Source organism: Mesobacillus jeotgali, from assembly GCF_900166585.1.
In the GTDB taxonomy this organism is placed as follows: domain Bacteria; phylum Bacillota; class Bacilli; order Bacillales; family Cytobacillaceae; genus Mesobacillus; species Mesobacillus jeotgali_A.
Genome location: NZ_FVZC01000008.1, coordinates 963,883 through 985,903, shown reverse-complemented (window position 1 = coordinate 985,903; position 22,021 = coordinate 963,883). Strand labels below are relative to the sequence as shown.

Annotated in this window: 20 protein-coding genes, 1 riboswitch and 1 other annotated feature; of the genes, 4 read left to right on the top strand and 16 right to left on the bottom strand. The window is 40.5% G+C overall.

What is annotated here, in order from left to right; translation table 11 throughout:
• Positions 1-26: 26 nt before the first annotated feature.
• From ilvN to ilvE, 4 genes are all read right to left on the bottom strand, one after another.
• Positions 27-323: an acetolactate synthase small subunit gene (gene ilvN, locus B5X77_RS09915; RefSeq protein ID WP_079507555.1), complete on the bottom strand. Its 297-nt coding sequence runs from the start codon at positions 321-323 to the stop codon at positions 27-29.
• A complete protein-coding gene (ilvB, locus tag B5X77_RS09910; protein WP_176167281.1) occupies positions 320-2,038 on the bottom strand; it encodes an acetolactate synthase large subunit in 1,719 nt (572 codons plus the stop codon). The genes ilvN and ilvB overlap by 4 nt, the downstream gene beginning before the upstream one ends.
• A 363-nt stretch (positions 2,039-2,401) precedes the next feature.
• The gene (gene ilvD, locus B5X77_RS09905) at positions 2,402-4,069 is read right to left on the bottom strand and encodes a dihydroxy-acid dehydratase (protein WP_079507553.1); all 1,668 of its coding nucleotides are present in this window, start codon (positions 4,067-4,069) and stop codon (positions 2,402-2,404) included.
• A gap of 25 nt (positions 4,070-4,094) precedes the next feature.
• On the bottom strand, positions 4,095-4,988 hold the full coding sequence (gene ilvE / locus B5X77_RS09900; RefSeq protein ID WP_079507551.1) for a branched-chain-amino-acid transaminase: 894 nt from the start codon (positions 4,986-4,988) through the stop codon (positions 4,095-4,097).
• A gap of 55 nt (positions 4,989-5,043) precedes the next feature.
• Positions 5,044-5,295, bottom strand: a binding site (T-box leader).
• Between the two features lie 501 nt (positions 5,296-5,796).
• On the opposite strand from ilvE, the gene B5X77_RS09895 reads away from it, so the two are divergent.
• Positions 5,797-7,530, top strand: a complete 1,734-nt coding sequence (locus tag B5X77_RS09895) for a methyl-accepting chemotaxis protein (RefSeq protein WP_079507549.1) — start codon at positions 5,797-5,799, stop codon at positions 7,528-7,530.
• Positions 7,531-7,685: 155 nt separating this feature from the next.
• On the opposite strand, the gene B5X77_RS09890 is transcribed toward B5X77_RS09895, so the two are convergent.
• From B5X77_RS09890 to B5X77_RS09870, 5 genes are all read right to left on the bottom strand, one after another.
• On the bottom strand, positions 7,686-8,465 hold the full coding sequence (locus B5X77_RS09890; protein ID WP_079507547.1) for a 2-keto-4-pentenoate hydratase: 780 nt from the start codon (positions 8,463-8,465) through the stop codon (positions 7,686-7,688).
• Between the two features lie 10 nt (positions 8,466-8,475).
• Positions 8,476-8,667 (bottom strand): tautomerase family protein, encoded by a 192-nt coding sequence (locus B5X77_RS09885; RefSeq protein WP_079507545.1) that lies wholly within the window; start codon positions 8,665-8,667, stop codon positions 8,476-8,478.
• 215 nt (positions 8,668-8,882) lie between these two features.
• Positions 8,883-9,311: a DoxX family protein gene (locus B5X77_RS09880; protein WP_079507543.1), complete on the bottom strand. Its 429-nt coding sequence runs from the start codon at positions 9,309-9,311 to the stop codon at positions 8,883-8,885.
• A gap of 39 nt (positions 9,312-9,350) precedes the next feature.
• Positions 9,351-10,142 carry a dioxygenase family protein gene (locus B5X77_RS09875; protein WP_079507541.1) on the bottom strand — a complete coding sequence of 264 codons (792 nt, stop codon included), beginning with the start codon at positions 10,140-10,142 and terminating at the stop codon, positions 9,351-9,353.
• 26 nt (positions 10,143-10,168) lie between these two features.
• Positions 10,169-10,810, bottom strand: a complete 642-nt coding sequence (locus tag B5X77_RS09870) for an alpha/beta hydrolase (protein ID WP_079507539.1) — start codon at positions 10,808-10,810, stop codon at positions 10,169-10,171.
• Positions 10,811-11,034: 224 nt separating this feature from the next.
• On the opposite strand from B5X77_RS09870, the gene B5X77_RS09865 reads away from it, so the two are divergent.
• The gene (locus B5X77_RS09865; protein WP_079507537.1) at positions 11,035-11,574 is read left to right on the top strand and encodes a helix-turn-helix domain-containing protein; all 540 of its coding nucleotides are present in this window, start codon (positions 11,035-11,037) and stop codon (positions 11,572-11,574) included.
• 409 nt (positions 11,575-11,983) lie between these two features.
• Here the strand turns inward: B5X77_RS09865 and B5X77_RS09860 are convergent, their stop codons facing one another.
• Positions 11,984-12,952 (bottom strand): NAD(P)-dependent alcohol dehydrogenase, encoded by a 969-nt coding sequence (locus tag B5X77_RS09860; protein WP_079507535.1) that lies wholly within the window; start codon positions 12,950-12,952, stop codon positions 11,984-11,986.
• Between the two features lie 494 nt (positions 12,953-13,446).
• On the opposite strand from B5X77_RS09860, the gene B5X77_RS09855 reads away from it, so the two are divergent.
• The gene (locus tag B5X77_RS09855) at positions 13,447-13,932 is read left to right on the top strand and encodes a DinB family protein (protein ID WP_079507533.1); all 486 of its coding nucleotides are present in this window, start codon (positions 13,447-13,449) and stop codon (positions 13,930-13,932) included.
• Positions 13,933-14,136: 204 nt separating this feature from the next.
• On the opposite strand, the gene B5X77_RS09850 is transcribed toward B5X77_RS09855, so the two are convergent.
• The 6 genes from B5X77_RS09850 to B5X77_RS09825 form a co-directional block, all read right to left on the bottom strand.
• Positions 14,137-14,880, bottom strand: coding sequence for an amino acid ABC transporter ATP-binding protein (locus tag B5X77_RS09850; protein ID WP_079507531.1), 744 nt, complete (start codon positions 14,878-14,880; stop codon positions 14,137-14,139).
• 244 nt (positions 14,881-15,124) lie between these two features.
• The gene (locus tag B5X77_RS09845) at positions 15,125-15,862 is read right to left on the bottom strand and encodes an amino acid ABC transporter permease (RefSeq protein ID WP_079507529.1); all 738 of its coding nucleotides are present in this window, start codon (positions 15,860-15,862) and stop codon (positions 15,125-15,127) included.
• A 63-nt stretch (positions 15,863-15,925) separates the two neighbouring features.
• Complete coding sequence (locus tag B5X77_RS09840; protein WP_079507698.1) at positions 15,926-16,762, bottom strand: transporter substrate-binding domain-containing protein; 837 nt, start codon at positions 16,760-16,762, stop codon at positions 15,926-15,928.
• Between the two features lie 111 nt (positions 16,763-16,873).
• A riboswitch (Lysine riboswitch) is annotated at positions 16,874-17,055 on the bottom strand.
• Between the two features lie 368 nt (positions 17,056-17,423).
• Positions 17,424-18,152 carry an amino acid ABC transporter ATP-binding protein gene (locus B5X77_RS09835; RefSeq protein ID WP_079507527.1) on the bottom strand — a complete coding sequence of 243 codons (729 nt, stop codon included), beginning with the start codon at positions 18,150-18,152 and terminating at the stop codon, positions 17,424-17,426.
• A complete protein-coding gene (locus tag B5X77_RS09830; protein ID WP_079507525.1) occupies positions 18,149-18,793 on the bottom strand; it encodes an amino acid ABC transporter permease in 645 nt (214 codons plus the stop codon). Before B5X77_RS09830 ends, B5X77_RS09835 begins: the two co-directional genes overlap by 4 nt.
• A gap of 61 nt (positions 18,794-18,854) precedes the next feature.
• The gene (locus B5X77_RS09825; protein WP_079507523.1) at positions 18,855-19,613 is read right to left on the bottom strand and encodes a transporter substrate-binding domain-containing protein; all 759 of its coding nucleotides are present in this window, start codon (positions 19,611-19,613) and stop codon (positions 18,855-18,857) included.
• Positions 19,614-20,234: 621 nt separating this feature from the next.
• Here B5X77_RS09825 and B5X77_RS09820 point away from each other — a divergent pair.
• A complete protein-coding gene (locus B5X77_RS09820) occupies positions 20,235-21,917 on the top strand; it encodes a sigma-54 interaction domain-containing protein (protein ID WP_079507521.1) in 1,683 nt (560 codons plus the stop codon).
• Positions 21,918-22,021 lie beyond the last annotated feature (104 nt).

Below are 22,021 nucleotides of genomic sequence, written 5' to 3'. Positions count from 1 at the left end.
CCCTCTCCCTTTTTTAAAACATTCCTTCAGACAAGAAACTTCTTCATCATTGCGAGTTCCCTCTCAAGGACAAGTTCGTCTGTTACATCCGTGACAAACAGGACATCCACCTGTTTATCCACCTGCTTCACCAGCTGCAAAAACTTATGGTCATCCTCGACCTCGAGAATGACGGACATTTTGGAAACATCCCTCAGCTCCGGGTATGCGACCGTAACGGCAAGGCTCTCAATTCTGTATTGATGCTTGTGGAACATGCCCATAAGCCGGGTGAAAATTCCATTTTCATTATGGACTAAGGCTGTGACCATCCGTTTATTCATGGTTTCACCCCAATCATTTCATGCAGCCCTTTCCCCGGGGCGACCATTGGATAGACCTTTTCATCAGGATTCACTCTGCAATCTATCAGAACTGGCTCGCTGTCTGTTAGGACTTCACTGAAAATCCTCTCTGCTTCGTCTTTACTGCTCACCCTATAAGCTTTTATCCCATAAGACTCCGCCAGCTTGATGAAGTCCGGCTGAAGGGAAAAGATCGAATGCGAAAACCGTTTATCATAAAAGGTTTCCTGCCACTGGCGGACCATTCCGAGTGAACCATTATTGATGATCAGCACTTTTACTGGCAGATTCCATTCTTTTAATAAAATCAGTTCCTGGAGCGTCATTTGAAAGCCGCCGTCCCCGACGAGTGAAATGACTGTCGCATCTGGTTCTGCCAGCTGCGCACCAATCGCCGCCGGGAAACCAAATCCCATTGTTCCCAGTCCCCCCGATGTGACCCAGGAGTTTGGCTGCGCGAAGGGGTAAAATTGGGCAGCCCACATCTGGTGCTGGCCGACATCCGTCGTGACAATCGCTTCACCATTCGTATGCTTGTGCACTAATTCTATTAAATGCTGTGGAGGAAGGTATTCTTCACTATCAGAGAACCAGTACGGGTACTCTTGTTTGTTTTCCTCTAAGCGGTCCAGCCAAAGCCGTGAATCTGGCCTCTCAACAGTTTGACTTAACAGCATCTGTAAAACTGCTTTCGCATCTCCAACTATCGGAAAATGAGTTTCTACATTTTTGCCTATTTCCGCTGGGTCAATGTCTGCATGAGCAACCCTGGCATTTGATGCAAAGGTAGTCAGGTTTCCTGTCAGACGATCATCAAATCGGGCTCCGATATTGATTAAAAGATCACACTCATAAAGGGCCATGTTCGCGGTATAGCAGCCGTGCATCCCCGCCATTCCCAAAAACAGCGGGTTGTGTGCCGGAAATCCACCTAGTCCTAATAAAGTGTGGACGACAGGCAATCGATACTGTTCGGCAAAAGCAGTCAATTCTTCCGAAGCCCTCGCATGTAAAACTCCTGCTCCGGCTAATATGACAGGCTTTCGGGAGTGATGAAGTGCCTCAAGCAGGCTGTCTACCTGTAACGGATCAGGCTTTAACGTCGGCCGATATCCCGGAAGTTTTATCTCAGCCTCTGGCAAAAAAGAAGTCTGAAGTGCTGTAAGATCCTTCGGTATATCGACCAGAACAGGGCCCGGCCGTCCAGTTCTCGCCAGATGGAAGGCTTCCTTCACAATTCTGGGCAAATCCTCTAACCTTCTCACCTGGTAAGTCTGCTTTGTGATTGGGGCAGTCATCCCGACTACATCTGCTTCTTGAAAGGCATCTGTCCCGATAACCTGTGAGGCAACCTGCCCTGTAAAAATGACAAGCGGCAGCGAATCCATCATTGCATCGGCGATTCCTGTCACCACATTGGTTGCGCCGGGTCCAGAGGTAGCGATCACGACCCCGGGCTTCCCCGAAACACGCGCATAGCCTTCAGCCGCATGTATCGCCCCTTGTTCATGACGCGCAAGAATATGCTTAATCGGTGACCTGTACAAAGCATCATAAATTCCCAAAACAGCTCCGCCAGGATAGCCGAATAATAGCTCTACGCCCTCACTTTTCAGTGCCTGGATGAAGAGATCTGCCCCATTCATGTTCAATTCTTTTGTTCCAACGGTGACCATTGGCTCTTTTGCTTCCATCTCGTTTTCCTCCTTTTCTTCCTATTGATCAATCAAAGCAAAATAAAAAGCCCTCCACCCCACACAACATCCATCACTGTGCAGGGGTGAAAGGCTTATAGCATTCCACGGTACCACCCTCATTTACTGCATCTCTTGCAAGACACAGCCTTTAAGGCAGCTCAGGTCACTTTCTTAAAAAAGAACTGAACTGTCTCTTTTTTGTTAACGAGTATACGTCCGTGTATACCCGGCTGTCCCTACTGCGATTTCAGGAGAGCACTCAGAGGGGATGAAGGAAATGGCGTATTGCTGGCTTCCAGCGCGACCAGCTCTCTGTAAATACGGAATCCAATTCCCTGAACCTCGTCATCGAGTTATCTATTAAATTTTCAGGATGCCACCCGTGCTCGCGGAGGTGACCAGCTTCGAATAACGAGCCAAATATCCTTTCTTGATTTTCGGCTCCGGCTGTTTCCATTTGGCTTTCCTGTCACTTAATTCTGTTTCAGGAACCTCAAGGGAAATGGTCCTTTCCTCTAAATCTATGAAAATAGCATCTCCATTTTCCACAAACGCGATTGGCCCTCCTTCAGCCGCTTCGGGTGAAATATGGCCAATGGAAATACCCCTTGAAGCACCGGAGAATCTGCCATCCGTGATCAGGGCGACTTTCTTTTCGAGTCCTCTTCCTGCAATCGCAGCTGTTGGCGCAAGCATTTCCGGCATTCCCGGACCGCCTTTTGGCCCTTCATAGCGGATGACTACCACATGCCCTTCACGCACATCGCCACTTTCGATTCCAGCCAAGGCATCATCCTGAGATTCATAGACAACCGCTTCACCTTTAAAAGTTTTGATGGAAGGATCCACTGCTCCTACCTTGATGACGCCTCCATCTGGAGCGATATTTCCAAACAGAACGGATAAACCTCCGACTGGGCTATAAGCCGTTTCCTTGCTGCGGATAACATCACCATTCAGTACCTCTGCATCTTTTACATTTTCGTAAAGGGATTTACCGGTAATTGTGATTCGATCCGGGTGTACGGCTCCTTCCATTTCACAAAGTTGTTTGATAATCGCGCTGACACCGCCGGCATTATGGACATCCTGCATGGAATAATGCGAAGCTGGACTGATTTTAGACAAATATGGAATTCTTTTTGCCACTTCATTAATCCGGCTCAAATCATAGTCAATTTCAGCTTCGTTCGCAATTGCCAGGGTATGGAGGACCGTATTCGTCGATCCACCCATGGCCATATCAAGCGCAAAGGCATCATCAACCGTTTCCTTGGTGATAATGTCTCTTGGCTTAATATCCTTTTTGACCATTTCGACCAAATGACGAGCTGCATCATAGATTAATTTATGGCGTTCCTCAGAGGTCGCAACCAGCGTGCCGTTACCAGGCAGCGCGACTCCGAGCATTTCCATAAGAGAATTCATAGAGTTGGCAGTAAACATGCCCGAGCAAGAACCACAAGTTGGACACGCATTCTTTTCAATATCCAGCAATTCCTCTTCAGACATTCTCCCAGATTGATAGGCACCCACGCCTTCAAATACGGACACCAGCGATAAAGGCTGTCCAGTGCTGGAAACACCTGCCTCCATTGGACCTCCCGAAACAAATACCGAAGGAACATTCGTCCTTACCGCCGCCATCAGCATCCCTGGAGTAATCTTGTCACAGTTCGGGATGTAGAAAACTCCATCGAACCAGTGAGCATTAATGACAGTCTCAGCTGAATCTGCGATCAGCTCCCTGCTTGGAAGGGAATACCTCATGCCAATATGCCCCATCGCGATCCCATCATCAACTCCGATTGTATTGAACTCAAACGGAATTCCGCCAGCCTCTCTGATGGCATCCTTGACGACATCTGCAAACTGTCTTAGATGTACATGGCCAGGAATAATATCTATATATGAATTGCAAACACCAATGAAAGGCTTTTCCAGATCTTCTAATTTCACGCCGGTTGCATAAAGCAAGCTTCTATGCGGAGCCCGGTCAACTCCCTTTTTGATCATGTCACTGCGCATACTAAATCCCCCCTAGTATTCTTCTTTATACACTTTGTTGTTCAAACACTTTGACCCCGTCTTCAACGACAGTTTTCCTAAACTCTTTTAAAAGTTGATTTGTGACATCACCTGGTTTTCCATCGCCGATGGTCCGTCCATCCACCTTCACAACCGCAATCACCTCTGCAGCCGTTCCAGTTAAAAAGACTTCATCGGCCACATAGACATCATGCCTTGTGAAAACTTCCTCCCTCATCGAGAAGCCAAGATTATGAGCGATTTCCATGATGGCATTTCTTGTGATCCCCTCCAGTGCTCCGACATACCCAGGAGGTGTAAGAATCTGGCCATTTTTCACGATAAAAACATTATCCGCGGAACCTTCCGCCACGTAGCCCTGATCATTCAGCATAAGTGCTTCATTGACACCAGATAAACCGGCCTCGATTCGGACAAGGATATTATTCAAATAGTTCAGTGATTTCACTTTTGGTGAAAGTACATCCGAGCGATTCCGTCTCGTAGCTACCGTGACAATCTCGATCCCCGACTCGTATAATTCTTTCGGGAATAGTGCAAGCTCCTCCGCAATGACAATGACCTGCGGATGTGAACAGGAGGCCGGGTCGAGGCCTAAATTCCCTACTCCCCTGGAGACAACTACGCGAATATAAGCATTTAACAGGTCATTCACTCTCAAAGTCTCAACCACAAGATCGCTTAACTCCTGTTTGCTGTAAGGAATGGACAACATAATGGACTTAGCCGAGTCATATAGCCGATCAACATGCTCCTGCAGCCTGAAGACATTGCCTTCATACACTCGGATCCCTTCGAAGACACCATCTCCGTATAGAAAACCATGATCATACACCGATACAACCGCATCCTTCTTACTGACAAACTGGCCATTTAAAAAGATTAATTGCTCCTTCATCATCCATTCCTCATTTCCATATATTTTTTTGGAAAATAAAAAAACTCGCCCCTAAAATAGGGACGAGTTAGCTCGCGATACCACCCTAGTTCCGTTTCTGGATAAAAACATCCATATTACGGCACTCAATCAACGTACAATCATACGCGTTCCTTGTAACGGCGGACCAGCCGGCAATACTTACTGAAAATTTCAGCATTGCATCTCGGAGATGATTTTCGGATCAGTTCTGAACATCGGCTTGCACCATTTACCGACTCTCTGTAGAACAGGGCACTCATCTTACTCTTCTCGTCATCGATTTTTACTTTCCAAATTAATTAATTAAAAATTATCATGGTAATCTACATTTGTCAAACAATTTCTTAAATTTATTTTATTGTGAATTATAACGAGTTTCCCTGAATTCACTTAGGGATTTTTTCAAAATTTTGATCGCTTAAAGTCTTCCTATAATTATATCAATATATTATTTTTTTCATTTTTCAGCCATTCTTAAGTCTATTAAAATCGCTTTGATTTTCCTCTTTCCCGGCCTCCCCCTGAAACCTTTGTTGTTTTATTTATCCCTTAATACTGTGAAAATCAGCGAAAATATTAGGATGCCTGGATTGCCAATCCCGTTAACATTTGGATCATTTTCCGAAACCGTCCCAGGAAAAGATTATTATTGTATTTCCAAAATTGCAGTATCCCTAATTATTCCATCACTTCCATAAATTACAGTACTTCCTTCTCACTCAATTCTATAAATAAGCATGACTATTTTTCCGATATAGAAGGTGAATAACTACATATGGGGGATTTTATGAAAAAGCTAAGCTGGAAAATTGCCCTTGTCACTGCCATCGGAATGATAGTGGTTTTGGCAGGGATGATTGGCATCATATTTAAAAACAACAATGATACGGTTGAACGCTCTATTTCTGGTTACAGCGTGAGCATTGCGGAAAGCCTGGCTGCCAAGGTTGACACTGACTTATATGAGCAGTTTTTGAATAATCCGTCTGAAACCGATACATATTGGACACTTAGAGAGCGTCTAAATGAAGCTCGTGAATTGACAGGTGCATTTTACGTTTATACTGTTGGCGTTGAAGATAAGCAGCCTGTAATCCTAATTGATGGCCAGCCTGCAGGTTCCGAAGTCGCCAGTCCAATTGGAGAGGCAACCTCAACTACCTCCTATGCGGACATTCAGCCGGTATTGGAAGGCAAGAGTACGAGTAAAGAGATAGTAGAAGACAAGAAATATGGCGATTATTTAAGTGCTTTTGCGCCGATTAAAAATTCCGCCGGAGAAGTGATTGGGATAATCGGTATAGACGTGGATGCCAGGAAGGTGGGCACAATTACACACGAAGTTAACCTTAGTGTACTTCCAGTTATTATCGGCTTTATGGTGGTGTTAGTTGTTGCAATAGTTGCTATTCTGACAATTTTCTTGAACAAAAGCTTACGGCCCATTGGGGTTCTGATGGAGGCCTCCAATGAAATGGCTGAAGGAAACTTTGTAAATGCACAAAACGCTTTGCATGGGATAAAGGTAAAGGGCAAAGATGAAATTCCGCAGCTTCTGGCCTCTTTTGAAAAAATGGCTTTGAATACTTCGGAAATGATCCACGATATCAAACATTCCGCCAATCAGTTATTGTCTGCAGCCAACAAGCTTGGCCATGAAATGGGTGGAATCCACGAGTCATCAGGTACCATCGTACATAGTATCCAGCACGTTGCCTCAGCTACCGACATACAGCTGGAATCGAGCATGGAAACTACAAAGGCAATGGATGAGATAGCAATCGGGGTCCACCGTATCGCGGAAGCTGCTTCCGAAGTTAGTGAATCTTCCGTTTCGGTAACTGAGCAGGCAAAGGAAGGCTATTCCGAACTAGAGTCCGTCATTGGCAGAATTGAAATTGTTAAAGAATCTGTGGAATTGTCCTCTGAGACCGTCTTGACCCTGGGTAAGAAGGCAGATGAAATTAAAACCATCGTCGCCTTGATTACCGGAATTTCTGAACAGACGAACCTGCTTGCGTTAAATGCAGCAATTGAAGCAGCAAGAGCGGGAGAACATGGAAAGGGATTCGCGGTTGTTTCGCAAGAAGTACGGAAACTGGCAGAGGAATCAAAGAACTCAGCAGCCAGAATCGAGGAATTGCTGAATACATTTAGAATAACAATTGAAGCCGCTGTTGAGTCGATGAACAAAAGTGTAAACGAAGTCAAGCTGGGGACGAGTTCGATCCAAAATACCGGCCACAAATTCATTGGCATGCTTCAATCCATCGAAGCAGTAAGCGCAGAAATTGAAGAAGTTTCTGCGGTGACTGAACAACTATCGGCGGGGGCTGAAGAAATTTCTTCTACAGTGAACGAATTTACTAGACTGCTCAAAGAAACCGCATCTGCGTCAAAAGAAGCGGCCTCCTCGACAGACGTTCAGGCAGACTCAATCGGAGAAATTGCGGAACTTACGACTTCCCTGAGGGATTTGTCACAAAAACTGGAGAACAGCGTTAAAAAGTTTATAATTTAACACCAAACCCCGCCATATTGTCAGGCGGGGTTCTTTGATAAATCGACTGTAAATTATTATTTCTATATTTCTTTCGAAAAAGGTTTTCAATAAATACAACAACCTGGGGTTTTATATCGCTTAGTTTTTAACATTTTTTTCAATCAGATAATTACTTATAGAACTTGAAATGAGACTTCACCCATTCCTTCATATTCCGTTATAACATGGTCCCCTTTTTTTAATAGCACAGCCTCCGTAATTCCCCCTGTCAAAATGACAGAGCCCTTTTTCATTTTCTCCTTTTTTTCTTCATATAACATTTTGGCTAATAACGCTACAGAATTAGCCGGATTTCCCAAAACTGCTGAACTTACTCCGCTTGCTCTTATCTCACCGTTTAATGACATAGATACACCAATTGAATCAACGGCAAAGTCCTGGGGCTGGAATAAACGATTCCCGAAAATGACCCGTGATGCAGATGTGTTATCCGCAACCACATCGGGCAGCTTAAACCGAAAATTCTCATACCGGCTGTCAATGATCTCAAGGGCAGGCAGTATCCACTGGGTTCTTTCCAATACTTGCTCACCTGTAACATTTGTCCCTTCAATGTCTTCCCCTAAAATAAAGGCAAGCTCCGCCTCCACTTTTGGATGGATAAAATCTTCCATTCGGATCTGGCCCTTGTCGGGAACGTCCATGTAATCAAAAATATACCCGTATATAGGGGTATCAACTTTCATTTGCTTCATTTTTGCTTGACTGGTAAGACCCATCTTGTAAGCCGTCACCCTGTTACCAGACTCAACTTTACTTTTTACAAGCTCCTGTTGCACCCTATATCCCATTTCCAGATTAAAATGTTCCACCTTATCTGATATACAAGAAACGGCTTGTTTTTGTTTCTCTGCTTTAAGTAAATATTCAGCAAGAACTCTATAGTCCAGCATCGATATCCCCCTATTCCTGCATCTCACTTTTTAGTGTATCTCCCACTGCAAAACGATTTTTTGGAACCTCATTCACTACAATGCGAATGCTTGTTAATGGGACTCCAAGTGATTTTTGCACAGTACGGGCAATATTCTTCATACATGTTTCAATGGTTTTTTGATCTCTGCCTTCCAGCATGGTTATTTGAATAATCGGCATACCGCATCTCCCTTTCTATTTTACTATTTAAAAAATGCTTACCTTTATCAGCCTCCACAATCAATAGGGGGCCGCAGGAGCGGAACCAACACAATTCTAAGAGACAATTCTCCGGCGCAGGATAATCTCAGAGAGTGAATGTCAATATAATATAAAAGAAAGCATTACCTCTATTAATGAAGTAATGCCTTCAAGAAAACTGCATTCATGGTAAATTAAAGGACATGTATTGCCTTTTCTGCCTTTTGTCCCTTACCAATAAATGAATCTAGTGCATAAGCCTTTGAACCAGTGATCGCAATAGAAACTGCCATTGCCAAGTATGCCAAATCCAATTCATATCCAGCCATTTGTCCGTTCCCTAAGAATCCTGCAGCTAATTTCACTTTTATAATTGCCCCAACCATCAATAGTATAAATATGATTGAAACAATTCTTGTAAACAAGCCAAGTACTAGGGCAATACCACCAACTATTTCTATAAAAGCAACGCCATAAGCAAGGAATCCTGGTAAACCAATACTGCCAAACCATCCAACTGTATTTTCAATCCCACCCTGGAATTTTGCTAATCCGTGAACGAAGAAACTAATACCTAAGACTATTCGCAAAATCAATATACTTACTTCGTATTTATTTTCCATTTTTTCTTCCTCCATGTCTTGTCAATAATATAATTGCAGTTACTTGGACTCCCCAAATTGCCATACACTGTGGCTGAGGTTTCCATATTGATAACTGCGGTGAAGCAGCTTTGCACTTTTTACTTGATCTGCGGCACCCATTGCATAAAAAATTGGTATGAAGTGTTCATTTCCATATGGCGGAACAGCCATTTTCGCATTCGGAGCTAATGAATCATATTTGAATAAGGATTCTAAATCCCAATTAGTAATATGCTGCTCAAGCCACCTGTCGAAGTCAATTGCCCATTGATCAACTGTTTGATTATTGCTGACCATCCTTAAGGCTCCAAGATTATGGACCGTTCCTCCGCTTGCAATGATTAAAACGTCTTTTTCTCTTAATGTTGACAAAGAACGTCCAATTTGATATTGTTCCTCAGGTGTAAGGCTGGGGTTTACAGACATTGAAATGACAGGGATATCAGCATCAGGATACATTAACCTAAGAACTACCCATGCCCCATGATCTAAGCCGCGTGTGCTATCCACTTCAAAAGGCACTCCCTGTTCAGTTAACAACTCTGTAATTTCCTTTGCAATGGTTCCATTACCTTTAGCCGGATACTGAATACGATACAATTCTTCTGGAAATCCTCCAAAATCGTAAATCGTTCTATAGTCTTCTACATTACTAACTTGCTGCAGAGATGATTCCCAGTGTGCTGAAAACAAAATGATTGCTTTAGGCCTGGGCAGTTCCTTGCCGAACGAATTCAGGAATTGAGTATATTCATTATTTTGAATTGCCAATAGAGGTGCTCCATGGGCAACAAATAAAGCTGGCATCATTATAAAATTCCTCCTTAATGGTTTTATCAATCTACATCTTCAAGTAACCACTTGGTAAAATCCTGTTGGTTCTTAATTGAAACAGTATGACCTTCTTGGTAGGCTTTAAAAGTTACTTGTGATTTTAACCCTTCAAAAAACTCTTTACTTTCTACTCCCCATTCATAGGGCAAAACATTGTCAAATTCTCCGTGAGAAATAAACAAGGAAAGATGATCAACAGGTTGAATCGTGTATTCTTCTTTTACAAATCCTGGTATATATCCGCTCAAAGCAACTATCCCCTTGATGCGTTTGCCAAGTGCTAAGCCAAGTGTCATGGATACAATAGCTCCCTGGCTAAATCCAAGCAAATATAAGCGTTCTTGATCAATCGGATATCGTCCGGCTGCATGATCAATAAAATTAGTCAGCTGTGAGATTCCTTGATCAAAAACTTCCCGGTGCGGTTTTCCATAGCCTTGTATCGTAAAATAGGCGAAACCTGGCGGTTGAGACAGTGGCCCGCGAATACTAAAAATATAAAACTTTTCTTCTAACCCAGCTACTAACGAAAGCATATTTTGTTCATTACTCCCCATTCCATGCATGACAAAAAGTGCAGGATAGGTTTTATCGGGCTCAACCTTTGATGGTGTTCGAAGTTCATAAAGCATAGATGAATTCAAGTTACAGCACCCCTTCTATATGATGATCCTACCCACTTGGATTTTACTGATAGAAATTTAATATTCTTATTTAGAAACCTCAAATCAAAAAAGTAACTATTCGTTTGTTTTGTAATAAGAATATTTGTTGTTTAAAAGATAACAATAAATAGGGTGGTCTGTCAACAGCATTTTTGCTAATATATAAATAAGTTTCTTAAAAGAAAACATCAGAGGTGGTTAAGTTGGATATTGGAACAAAGATCCGAGCCATACGAAACAGAAAAAAGATCACGATTGCCCAAATGTGTGAAGGTACAGGTCTATCCAAAGGCTTTATAAGCAATGTTGAAAATAACAATACATCCCCTTCAATTAGTACATTAAGTACCATTGCTGAGTTTCTTGGGGTTCCACTCCCCTATTTATTATTAGAAAAGAAACAGCATATGCGTGTCATTCGCAAAGAGGCAAGAACCAATTCTTCTTTTCACAATTTGAAGATTGAACACCTGGCTTCAAAGGGCGGACTAAGAACAATGATCGTAGAATTTCCTCCAGGGGCTTCTATCGGAGAACCACATTCACATGAAGGGGAAGAAAGTCATTTAGTACTGAAAGGGAAAATCCTGGCAGAACAAGGAGAGGATTCGTTTATTATAGAAGAAGGAGATTCTTTTAGCTGGAATGCCAGTGTTCCCCACTACGTTAAAAATATCGGAGAGGAAAAAGCCGTGGTCTTTATCTCAATTTATGCTGATACTGAGTTGAAAGATGTATTATAGATATCCATTCAATTTTTATTGTTTTCCTTGGCGATCGAGTTGACACTAGTCCACAACTATAAAAACATAAATAAAAGCAATGCATTTCGAATATGAAATCGCATTGCTTTCTTATTGATAAATCTATATTGTTGCCAATTCTTAAGCATAAATTCAAAAGTTTAATAAGCTGACCATGATAAAAATATGGCACATGCTGTATGCTGAGTGCGTTTAGATATATTAATGTAGTTTTGGTTAAGGTGTTGATAGTAGGTGATTTTTTAAAATCCGCAAACCGGAACTTAAAATTTGGGATTGGATGATATCCGAATAACTGGTTAAATACAATCAAGAGTGTTCCGAAGGACGGAAAGCGAATTTTACATGAGCAGAAATGGTTAGGGGGGTTATTAAAGTCAGCTTTGAATTATATAGTAATTACCACTTTACCTTGAGCATGACCTTCCTGAAAATATTTGAATGCTTCAGTTACTTCACTTAACTTATAGCGTTTATCAATTATTGGCTTTACTTTGCCAGTCTCAAGTAATTCTTTTACATAATTTAAGTCTTTTGGGTTTGCTCTCTGTAACAAATTACTTATTTTCTTGCCTCCAGTCATTGAAATAAAAGGTCCAAGAAATAACGTTTGAAAATACTGGGACTCGGAACCTCCTACGTGAACGAAATTCCCATTTTGTTTTAATACACGTTTATAAGCAAAAATGGAATTAGAACCGTTCACACCAAGAATCAAATCATAAACCCCCTCTTCTTGTGTGAAATCCTCTTTTTTATAATCAATGATATAGTCGGCTCCTATTGAACGCAATATTTCTAGATTTCGTGTACTACATACACCTGTTATTTCAGCCCCAAATGATTTGGCAATTTGTACCGCGAAAGTGCCGACACCACCTGATGCCCCATAAATCAATACTTTCTGTCCCGCTTTAATCTTACCTTTATCACGTAGTCCCTGTAAGGCAGTCACACCTGCCATAGGTGTCGCAGCTGCTTCCTCGAAGGAGATATTGGTTGGTTTTAGGGCTAAAGCGCATTCAGGGACAGTTACATATTCAGCAAAACCACCCCAGCCACAGCCAGAAAGGTCGCCGAATACTTCATCACCTGCCTGAAATAGCTTAACGTCTTTGCCGACAGCCTCAACTGTACCAGCTATGTCACCCCCTGGAATAGAGTATTTTGGTTTCGTTAGTCCGAAGACAAAGCGGGCCAAGAAGGGTTTGCCCTTCAAAAGAACCAAGTTACCAAAGTTCATAGATGATGAATGAATCTTTACCAATACTTGATTCTCGGTGGGTAAAGGTTTTTCAATCTCTTTTAATTCAAGTACATCGGGTGAACCATATTTATCACAAACTATCGCTTTCATAAATACCCCTCCAGTTTTCTTTAGAATGAAAGGCTTTGTATTAATTTTATTTAATTTTAACTAGGGGTTTAAAGCATTTATACGAAATGACACATTTAATAGCGGAAAAGTTCTCCTTGGCTAAGAAGGTATTTTCCTTTTTTATCTTCACGCTGTTCATCTTTACTGAGTGAAGTAAAATCGGACATATATACAAGAGAATATTCTTCATGAACCTTCCTTTCTAATTGATTCGATTTCAATGTATAGAATTTTATTAGCCCTCTTTTCGTATATTAGTTGAAAAAAGAAGAGTATGATTTAATTCATTTGATATGTCCCCCATTCCTTTTACGGTATTCGTCCCTTCTTGTCATAACCCAATATAGGTTTTTGGTGATCTAACCAATATTGACTAGTAAAAATGCTATAACATTTGGGTTCAACAATCTAAAGGATTACTTTTCCTGAATCAAGAATATATATATATAATTCTAAGAATTGGAGAGTTGATCATGATTCATGATATAAAAGAATATGTAAAATATTTAGATGGTATTCATAAACGAACGATGCAATATGTGAAAGTAATACCAAATGATTTTTTAGAATGGAAACCTTCTGAAGATAAATTTTCTATAGGTGATTTATTGCGGCATATAGCATCATCACGATTGATGTTTCTTGGTATATTTGAACATGGAACGTGGACATATACAGGGCATGATATTGGTAAGGGAGCATTTCTTGAAGATATTTCATATTATTTAGAGGCCTCTCATATTAAACTTAAAGAGGGTCTGTTAAAAATCGGCAATGATGTGTTGGCAAAAAAGGTTTTAACTCTACAGGGTCATGAAGTTAGTGGATGGAGAATACTTATGGCAATTCCAGAACATGAAATCCATCATCGTGGACAAATCTCTGCGTATTTACAAATGAACAAAATTGACCCTCCTCAAATATTCGGATTAAAGATTGAGCAAGTAAAAACATTATAATTTATAACGCTTTCGACATCATCGTTATGCCCAAAGCTTTACCTTTTTTCTTGTGACAGTAAACTTACCGTTCAAAAGTTCAGTCAAAAAAACATAAAAATGCCAAAAGCAGTGGATTTCAATTATGAAATCCACTGCTTTTATACTTGTTTTTATATAGTCTTTTTCCTATCGGTACTCAAACACAACTTTATAGTACTTTAATTAATAAGCCACACTCAAAGTACGTTTCAAAAACTCTCTAGTCCTATCTTGCTGCGGATCATTGAAGATTTGCTCAGGAGTTCCTTCCTCTGCAATAACCCCTTTGTCCATAAAAACAACACGATCAGATACTTCCTTAGCGAATTCCATCTCATGCGTTACGATCAGCATCGTAAGGCCAGATACAGCAAGCTCCTTCATTACCTTAAGAACTTCGCCAACCATTTCTGGATCTAGAGCAGAAGTTGGTTCGTCAAACAGCAGAACATCCGGCTCCATAGACAGTGCCCTGGCAATTGCCACACGTTGCTTTTGTCCTCCGGATAGCTGCTTTGGCTTGGCATTAATATACTTATCCATCCCAACAACCTTAAGATACTTCATTGCTACCTTTTCAGCTTCATCCTTTGAACGGCCTAATACTTTGATTTGGCCTACTGTACAATTTTTCAGGACATTATGGTTATTAAATAAGTTGAATTGCTGGAATACCATCCCTAAATGTCTGCGATACGTTGGAATATCATGCTTATCGTCCAGGATGTTCTCTCCGTTATAAATAATTTCCCCGCCGCTTGGTTTTTCCAATAGGTTAATGCAGCGAAGAAGAGTGGATTTACCAGATCCAGAGGAGCCAATGATTGTCACGACTTCCCCTTTATTGACCGAGAAGTTGATGTCTTTTAAAACTTCATGGGTTCCAAACGACTTGTTAAGATGCTGTATATCAATTACTGTATTCATGTTCTCTCCTCCTTCTTTTAAGGCTCTTTCCTAAAGGCTGTTTTCGTAAAGATTGTTGTTAAAATCCTAAAGCCGATTTTAACGTGATAAAAGCTTTTTTGCAGGTCGGTACTAAGTTGGCAAGCTCTTTTCTCTTATTAAGCGTTAATTTGTGAAGAAACTTAAGTAATTCCATCCTATTTTGTAGTCAATAGCAACAAAGTTTGAGAAAAGAGCCTTCCTAAAAAACGGCGCTTTCGGCAAATTATTTAGCTGGCTGTATTTCTTCGCCATGGACCATTGTGTAGTTGTCAGGTCCTTCAAGTCTTCTTTCAAAATAAAGTAAAATTCTAGTTACCGCGAAGGTCATGACAAAATAGATCACACACGCAACAAAAAATGATTCAAAATATCTGAAGTTGTTACCTGCGACTGATTTTGTTAAGAAATATAATTCCGAAACTGAGATTACGTTTAAAACTGAAGTGTCTTTAATATTGATCACGAACTGGTTGCCAGTTGCCGGCAGGATATTGCGAACCACTTGTGGCAGGACAACATTCATCATTGTTTGGAAATGGTTCATGCCAATTGCCTGCGCAGCTTCAAATTGACCCTTATCAACAGACACAATGCCTCCGCGGACAATTTCTGCCATGTAAGCTCCTGTATTAATGGAAACCACAATAAGAGCCGCTGCCATTACATCTATATTCACACCGAATGCTAACGCAGAGCCATAATATATGACCATAGCCTGAACTATCATCGGGGTACCCCGGAAGAACTCAATATAAACTGATAGTATAAAGTTTATGATAGTAAGAAACCATTTTTTTACTCCATGTTCCGGAACGGGAATTGTGCGGATAACTCCTGCGATTAAACCAATAATAGCTCCTAAAACTGTACCTATCAGAGATACATAAAGTGTAATACCAGCTCCTCGAAGGAACATTTGCCAGTTTTCCGAAACGATCTTAACGATCCACTCTAAACTCATTTTCCTTCTCCTTTTATCATCATAAAACCGACTGTATATAAGTACAGCCGGTTTTACGGAATGTTATTCTGCTGCAGGTTGATTTTTAATTGCCGCATCCATTATTTCTGTACGCTCTTCCTCTGGAATGCCCTTTAATATTTCATTGATTTTATCTGTTAATTTGCTGCCTTTTTTAAGTCCAACTGCGATAGCAGTATCATCTTCTGAAGTCTTGAATCCTTCTTTAAATTCAACCATCGCAAATTTATCATTTGCAGTCGAAGCACTTACTGCCTCCGGACGCTCTGAAACATACCCATCGATGATTCCGGATTCAAGTGCTACCCTCATTGCCGGGAAGTTGTCCATCGCTGTCTCTTTGGACACACCTTCGATTTGATCGATTACTGAGTAATGGAAAGTATTCAACTGAGCTGTCACTTTTGCTCCTTTGAAATCCTGGATTGAAGCAGCTCCTTCGTATTTTCCGCCTTTTTTAACGACCATTACTAGATTAGATTTATAATAGTTATCCGAAAAATCGATTGTCTCTTTACGTTCTGCAGTTGGGGACATTCCTGCGATAATGGCGTCAATCTTGCCTGATGTCAATGCAGGAACCAGTCCATCCCATTCTGTTTTAACGATTACTAATTCTTTTCCTAAACCATCAGCGATTTTCTTTGCGATTTCTACATCATATCCGCCTGCATATTCAGAAGTGCCAGATATCTTCACTCCGCCATTTGAATCATCCTTCTGAGTCCAGTTGAATGGAGCATAACCAGCCTCCAGGCCTACCTTAAATGTATTGTCATCAGATGAGCCTGATGCTGAATCGTTACCAGCTCCACACCCTGCAAGTAAAACCATTGCTGAAAGCAGCAATACCAAAAATAATGACCCCTTTTTTCCCATGTCCATTTTCTCCTCCTTGGTTTTATAGAGCGTTTTACACAAACAAAAAGCGACCTGAGATAAACTCAGGTCGCATTATTGACAGATGCCCTAAAGTCCTCTCTTTTCCCAAAATGAGATAGCACAACTCAATAAACTGGGGAGTCTATTGAGACAGTCCTGCAGCTCTTAACTGCAGACCCAGCAAGCAATACCGAGAATATTGCCCACTTCGGCGACATTTCCTTCTCCATGGCATCAAAGCTTCTCAAACTCCGCCAAGGACTGTTAAATATCGCGCCTCTACCTCACTAGCAAAAGTGAGGTTAAATATTAAATTATAGTTAATAGGCTACAATAACCTCTCAGTTCTGTCAATCTAGTTTTTTTTGGAAAACCGAAAATTTGTCACTGTATTCATGAAATTGAAATACCCTGCACTCGCTGTTTAGGCCTGAGGGGAAATGAAGGGTAAATTACAGCAGGATTTTTTAGAATTCAACTCTGGTTATTACCAATGCCGCTTCTATAAGACTGGCCATTTTCATGAATCTTCAATAGTTGTTTAAAAGTATTTACACATAAAAAAATAAGCACTCTCAGGTGCTTATTAATATTTACTATTGATTTTGTTAATGTGAATTGGTTCTCTCCAAAGAATAATGTTCCAGTTGACCCTGCTCTACAAAACCTTGCTCAAAAAAGCCTTCGTCCTCTCATGCTGTGGATTTGAGAATAATTCCTCAGGGACATTTTCTTCGACAATATATCCTCCGTCCATAAAAATCACCCGGTCTCCCATCTCTCGGGCAAAGCCCATTTCATGGGTTACGACTACCATCGTCATTCCCTCTACAGCCAGCTGCTTCATTACATCTAATACGTCTCCTACCATTTCTGGATCCAGGGCTGAAGTAGGTTCATCAAACAGCATGATTTTTGGATCCATAGCGAGTGCCCTCGCAATTGCCACACGCTGCTTTTGACCTCCGGATAATTCACCTGGATAACTGTTTGCCTTTTCCTCCAAGCCTACTTTGGCAAGCAGCTCAAGGGCTCTCTTTTCTGCAGACGCATTGTCAATTGACCGAACCTTAACAGGCCCAAGAGTAATGTTTTCTAATACAGTTTTATGTGGAAATAGGTTAAATTGCTGAAAAACCATTCCAACATTCTGTCTGACTTTATTTATATCGATTTTAGGGTCCGTTATGTCCTCTCCGTTGACAATAACATGCCCGCCGGAGATGTCCTCAAGTCTATTTAGGCAGCGTAAAAAGGTACTTTTACCTGAGCCAGAAGGACCAATCACACAGACAACCTCTGATTCTTCAATAATTGCATTTATATCTTTTAAGACTTCCAGTTGCCCGAAAGACTTTTTTAAGTTGGTGACTTGGATCATGCTCATCGCAGTTCAAATCTCCTTTCGAGGAAATGGCCAAGTAAGGACAGTAAATAAATAATAACAAAGTAGATGATACCTACTGTCAGCCAGATATTAAAAGCTTCAAATGTAGCAGAAGCTCGAATTTCTCCTTGCTGGGTGAGGTCTGCTATCCCAATAATCGAAAGCAGCGAGGTGTCCTTCAAACTTATGATCGATTGATTTGTAATTGTTGGAAGCATTCTTCTGAACGCCTGGGGAAGAACAATGTACCTCATTGTTTGTGCTGCTGAAAGCCCTATAGACCTGGCAGCCTCTGTCTGGCCCTTATCGATTGATTGAATACCTGCCCTGATTATTTCAGCAAAGTACGCCCCTGCATTGATCGCAACTGTAATGATCCCTGCAGTTGTTCTGTCAAAGGAAATAAAGGACAGTGAGTTCACTCCAAAATAGATAAAGAATAATTGCACGAGGAACGGTGTCCCCCGGATTGCATCAACAAAAATGCGGCCAATCCAATTTAATGCTTTAATAGGCCCCAGTCGAAACAATGCCACAACAAGACCAATGATAAAACCAAGAATGATTGCTATTAAAAAAATATAAAGGGTAGTCTTTAGCCCTTTTAATAAGTAAGGCAAAGAATCCATAATTATATCCATCTATTAAACTCCTTTCAAAAATAATGCGCGCAGTCTGCGCGCATTTATCGTTTATGGCCCATTATTCGCCAAGGTACTTGTTTACAATTTCCTCATACTTGCCGTTTTTCTTAAGTTCTTTCAAACCTGTATTGATTTTCTTTAACAATTCCTGATTTTCACCCTTTATGACAGCAATTCCGTACTGGTCACCATTTAAACGGTCACCCGTAATTTTCAGTCCGAGGTCTTTCTGGGCAATTGCATAGGCAATAACAGGATAATCTTCAATTAGTACATCTGCATTCCCGTTCGATACTTCCTGGAACATGGATGGGCTGTCATTAAACTGGACGACCTTGAATCCGCCTTTATCAGCCTTTTCTTCTGCAAACTTTGCTCCAGTTGTACCCTTTTTAACGGCAACAGTCTTCCCTTTTAAGTCTTCAATCGTTTTGATGTCTGTGTTATCCTTTTTTACAACCAGTGTAAGCCCTGCATCGAAATAAGGATCGGAAAAATCAACTACCTTTTTTCTCTCATCTGTAATACTCATACCAGCAATTGCTACATCCATTTCGCCAGCCTGCATGGCCGGGATGATCCCGTTAAAGTCCATTGGTGAATATTCGATTTTAAAGCCCTGGTCTTTCGCAATCGCATCCATCAATTCGATGTCGATGCCTTTATATTTGCCACCTTCTTCGAATTCAAAAGGAGGGTAAGTAGTATCAATTCCGACCTTGAATGTCTTGCCCTCTACATTCTCCTCTTCATTACCGCATGCGGCTAATGCCAGCATCATAATAAAAGTAACAATTAGTACACCAAACTTCCTCAATCCAATTCCTCCCCTTTTCTCTGTAAATAAAAATAGATAGCACCAACTTAAGTACTTAGCAATTAATACCCGTTATTAAATCGACTAAACTTTCAAAAATATCCAGATTTGTATTGTCTTATATGTAAAGATTACTTCCCTTGAAAATGGCGAGAGAAAAAACTGTTTTTGATAAAATAGTAAGGTGTTAGCCAGAAAAAGAGAGCATCATAACTGCAAACAATCTTTGACTGCTAGATATAATGAATTCAAGCATATTATTTGAACTTCCCGCTGTTTGTCTCTTTGTCTAAGTGCAGACGGTATGTATTGATATAAAAGAAACTCAAGAGTGATTTTATGCAACGGCCATCGGTATTGATTATAAAGATGGAAAGTATCATACTTATATTCAATTAGTGGATTTAATAAAAATTTTGAAATTAATTATTCATGATCATTGAAGAATCGGATCAGTGAAACAATTCATTAGGAAAACAAATCCGAATGCAAAAAAGATGGCATTTATAATCAATTTCTTGAGACAGTGGACCTTCCCTCTGTCTTATTGTGTTGTAACAGAAGGCTAAAGAATTATATATGTAATCCCGTAAAACAGGTTGAATTCGAGGTGGAAACTCTTTGGAAAAGCTTGATATAAAGAAAATAATACGAACAGACTATTGTTTCGATGGAACCGAGGATCTGAGCAGCTTCTCCATCATATTAAAAATCGATAAAGACCAATTATATTTCTTATCCGCGGATGACTATTCTTTTTACAAGCAGATGGCTTCAAAAAAGTTAAACTGGAAAAAGTGTTTAATGATTAAAATCGATGATTTTGATATGAACAAAATTCCGCAAAAAACAATATCTAATTTAGTTGTCTTTACTAGCAGTAATGATGACATAATGGGCTATGTGGAATGGGAGGATCTTTTCAGGCATGTCAGTTCAGGCTATCAGGAATTAGAAGCTTTTTTCCATACATTGGTCGATACAATCGAGAACTCAGTTTCTGTGGTGGATAAAGAAAGTAAAACGATTGTTTGGACAAAAGGCGCAGAGAAGATTTTCTCTATTCCGAAAGAAGAGATTCTGGGAAAAGATATGAAACACTTCTTTCCTAAGGAAATGCTCTTAAATGAAGAAACAATGTTGTCTGGAAAGTCATTTAAGAACCAGCTTCATAAACCGAGAGAAGATCTTTTTGTACTTATCAATGTTAACCCAGTTATTTCGAATGGTGAGATCATTGGTGCAGTAGCAGCTGAAACGGATGTAACCAGTCAAGTTTTGATGAATCAGGAGTTATTTAACGCTTCCTCTAAAATACAAAAGTTGCAAAGCAAGGTGTCAAAACTAAGTAATTCGATTGATCCGTTCCAGAAGATTAAAGGCTCAAGCAGGGAAATCAATAACGCTGTCTCCCTGGCAAGAAAAATGGCAAAAACCTCGGAAAACATATTATTGCTGGGTGAAACGGGGGTTGGCAAAGAAGTGTTCGCAAAGGCGATTCACAATGAAAGCCGTTCTGAAAAACCTTTTATCGCTTTAAATTGTGGCGCGATTTCTCCAACCTTGTTTGAAAGTGAATTGTTTGGCTATGAAAAAGGGTCCTTTTCAGGGGGGGATCCTAAGGGTAAAATCGGAAAAATAGACCTTACAGGTGAAGGAACCTTATTTTTAGATGAAGTTGGAGATTTACCACTAGAGCAACAAGTCAAATTGTTAAGAGTACTGGAAAATAAGATGTATTTTCCGGTCGGAGGATTAAAGGCAAGGTCGGTAAAGTGCCGAATCATTGCAGCAACGAATAAGAATCTGGAGAAACTGGCAGAACAGGGTAAATTTAGAGAAGACCTGTACTATAGATTAAATACTTTTACTATACAAATTCCACCGTTACGGATGCGAAGACAAGATATCCTAGAGCTTTTTCATCTATTCCTTTACGAATCATCCCTCAAATACGGACGGCAAATCATCTATATAGCACCTCAAATAACTCAAATGTTACTTGAGTACGAATGGAAAGGGAATATTAGAGAGCTGAAAAGTGTTGTCGATCGAATGGTCCTGTTCTCAGAAGATGGACATTTAGTGCCAGATTCACTGCCAGAGAAGATAGCAAAGGTGGAAAGTATCCCAGTCTATGTTTCTGATAAGGATTTGCAAAATGATGTTGATATCTTTGAAAAACAAAAGATAGTAGAGGCATTGACAAAAGAAAAAGGAAACAAAACGGAAGCGGCTAAACGATTGGGTATAACGAGAGCCACGCTATATAATAAAATGAAAAAACTAAATATAAACCTTTAAAAAAAGGGAAGAAAGATGTCCAGCCCTGGATATCTTTCTTCCCTTTTTTTATTTTCAGGATATTTGGTGTATTAAAACCTTTACACTTCGTTAATAAAGTGTAT

Excerpts from the sequence above, each read along its gene's own strand:
- ilvN (WP_079507555.1), bottom strand. The coding sequence starts at position 323 with ATGAATAAACGGATGGTCACAGCCTTAGTCCATAATGAAAATGGAATT.
- ilvB (WP_176167281.1), bottom strand. The coding sequence starts at position 2,038 with ATGGAAGCAAAAGAGCCAATGGTCACCGTTGGAACAAAAGAATTGAAC.
- ilvD (WP_079507553.1), bottom strand. The coding sequence starts at position 4,069 with ATGCGCAGTGACATGATCAAAAAGGGAGTTGACCGGGCTCCGCATAGA.
- ilvE (WP_079507551.1), bottom strand. The coding sequence starts at position 4,988 with ATGAAGGAGCAATTAATCTTTTTAAATGGCCAGTTTGTCAGTAAGAAG.
- B5X77_RS09895 (WP_079507549.1), top strand. The coding sequence starts at position 5,797 with ATGAAAAAGCTAAGCTGGAAAATTGCCCTTGTCACTGCCATCGGAATG.
- B5X77_RS09890 (WP_079507547.1), bottom strand. The coding sequence starts at position 8,465 with ATGCTGGACTATAGAGTTCTTGCTGAATATTTACTTAAAGCAGAGAAA.
- B5X77_RS09885 (WP_079507545.1), bottom strand. The coding sequence starts at position 8,667 with ATGCCGATTATTCAAATAACCATGCTGGAAGGCAGAGATCAAAAAACC.
- B5X77_RS09880 (WP_079507543.1), bottom strand. The coding sequence starts at position 9,311 with ATGGAAAATAAATACGAAGTAAGTATATTGATTTTGCGAATAGTCTTA.
- B5X77_RS09875 (WP_079507541.1), bottom strand. The coding sequence starts at position 10,142 with ATGATGCCAGCTTTATTTGTTGCCCATGGAGCACCTCTATTGGCAATT.
- B5X77_RS09860 (WP_079507535.1), bottom strand. The coding sequence starts at position 12,952 with ATGAAAGCGATAGTTTGTGATAAATATGGTTCACCCGATGTACTTGAA.
- B5X77_RS09855 (WP_079507533.1), top strand. The coding sequence starts at position 13,447 with ATGATTCATGATATAAAAGAATATGTAAAATATTTAGATGGTATTCAT.
- B5X77_RS09850 (WP_079507531.1), bottom strand. The coding sequence starts at position 14,880 with ATGAATACAGTAATTGATATACAGCATCTTAACAAGTCGTTTGGAACC.
- B5X77_RS09845 (WP_079507529.1), bottom strand. The coding sequence starts at position 15,862 with ATGAGTTTAGAGTGGATCGTTAAGATCGTTTCGGAAAACTGGCAAATG.
- B5X77_RS09840 (WP_079507698.1), bottom strand. The coding sequence starts at position 16,762 with ATGGGAAAAAAGGGGTCATTATTTTTGGTATTGCTGCTTTCAGCAATG.
- B5X77_RS09835 (WP_079507527.1), bottom strand. The coding sequence starts at position 18,152 with ATGAGCATGATCCAAGTCACCAACTTAAAAAAGTCTTTCGGGCAACTG.
- B5X77_RS09830 (WP_079507525.1), bottom strand. The coding sequence starts at position 18,793 with ATGGATATAATTATGGATTCTTTGCCTTACTTATTAAAAGGGCTAAAG.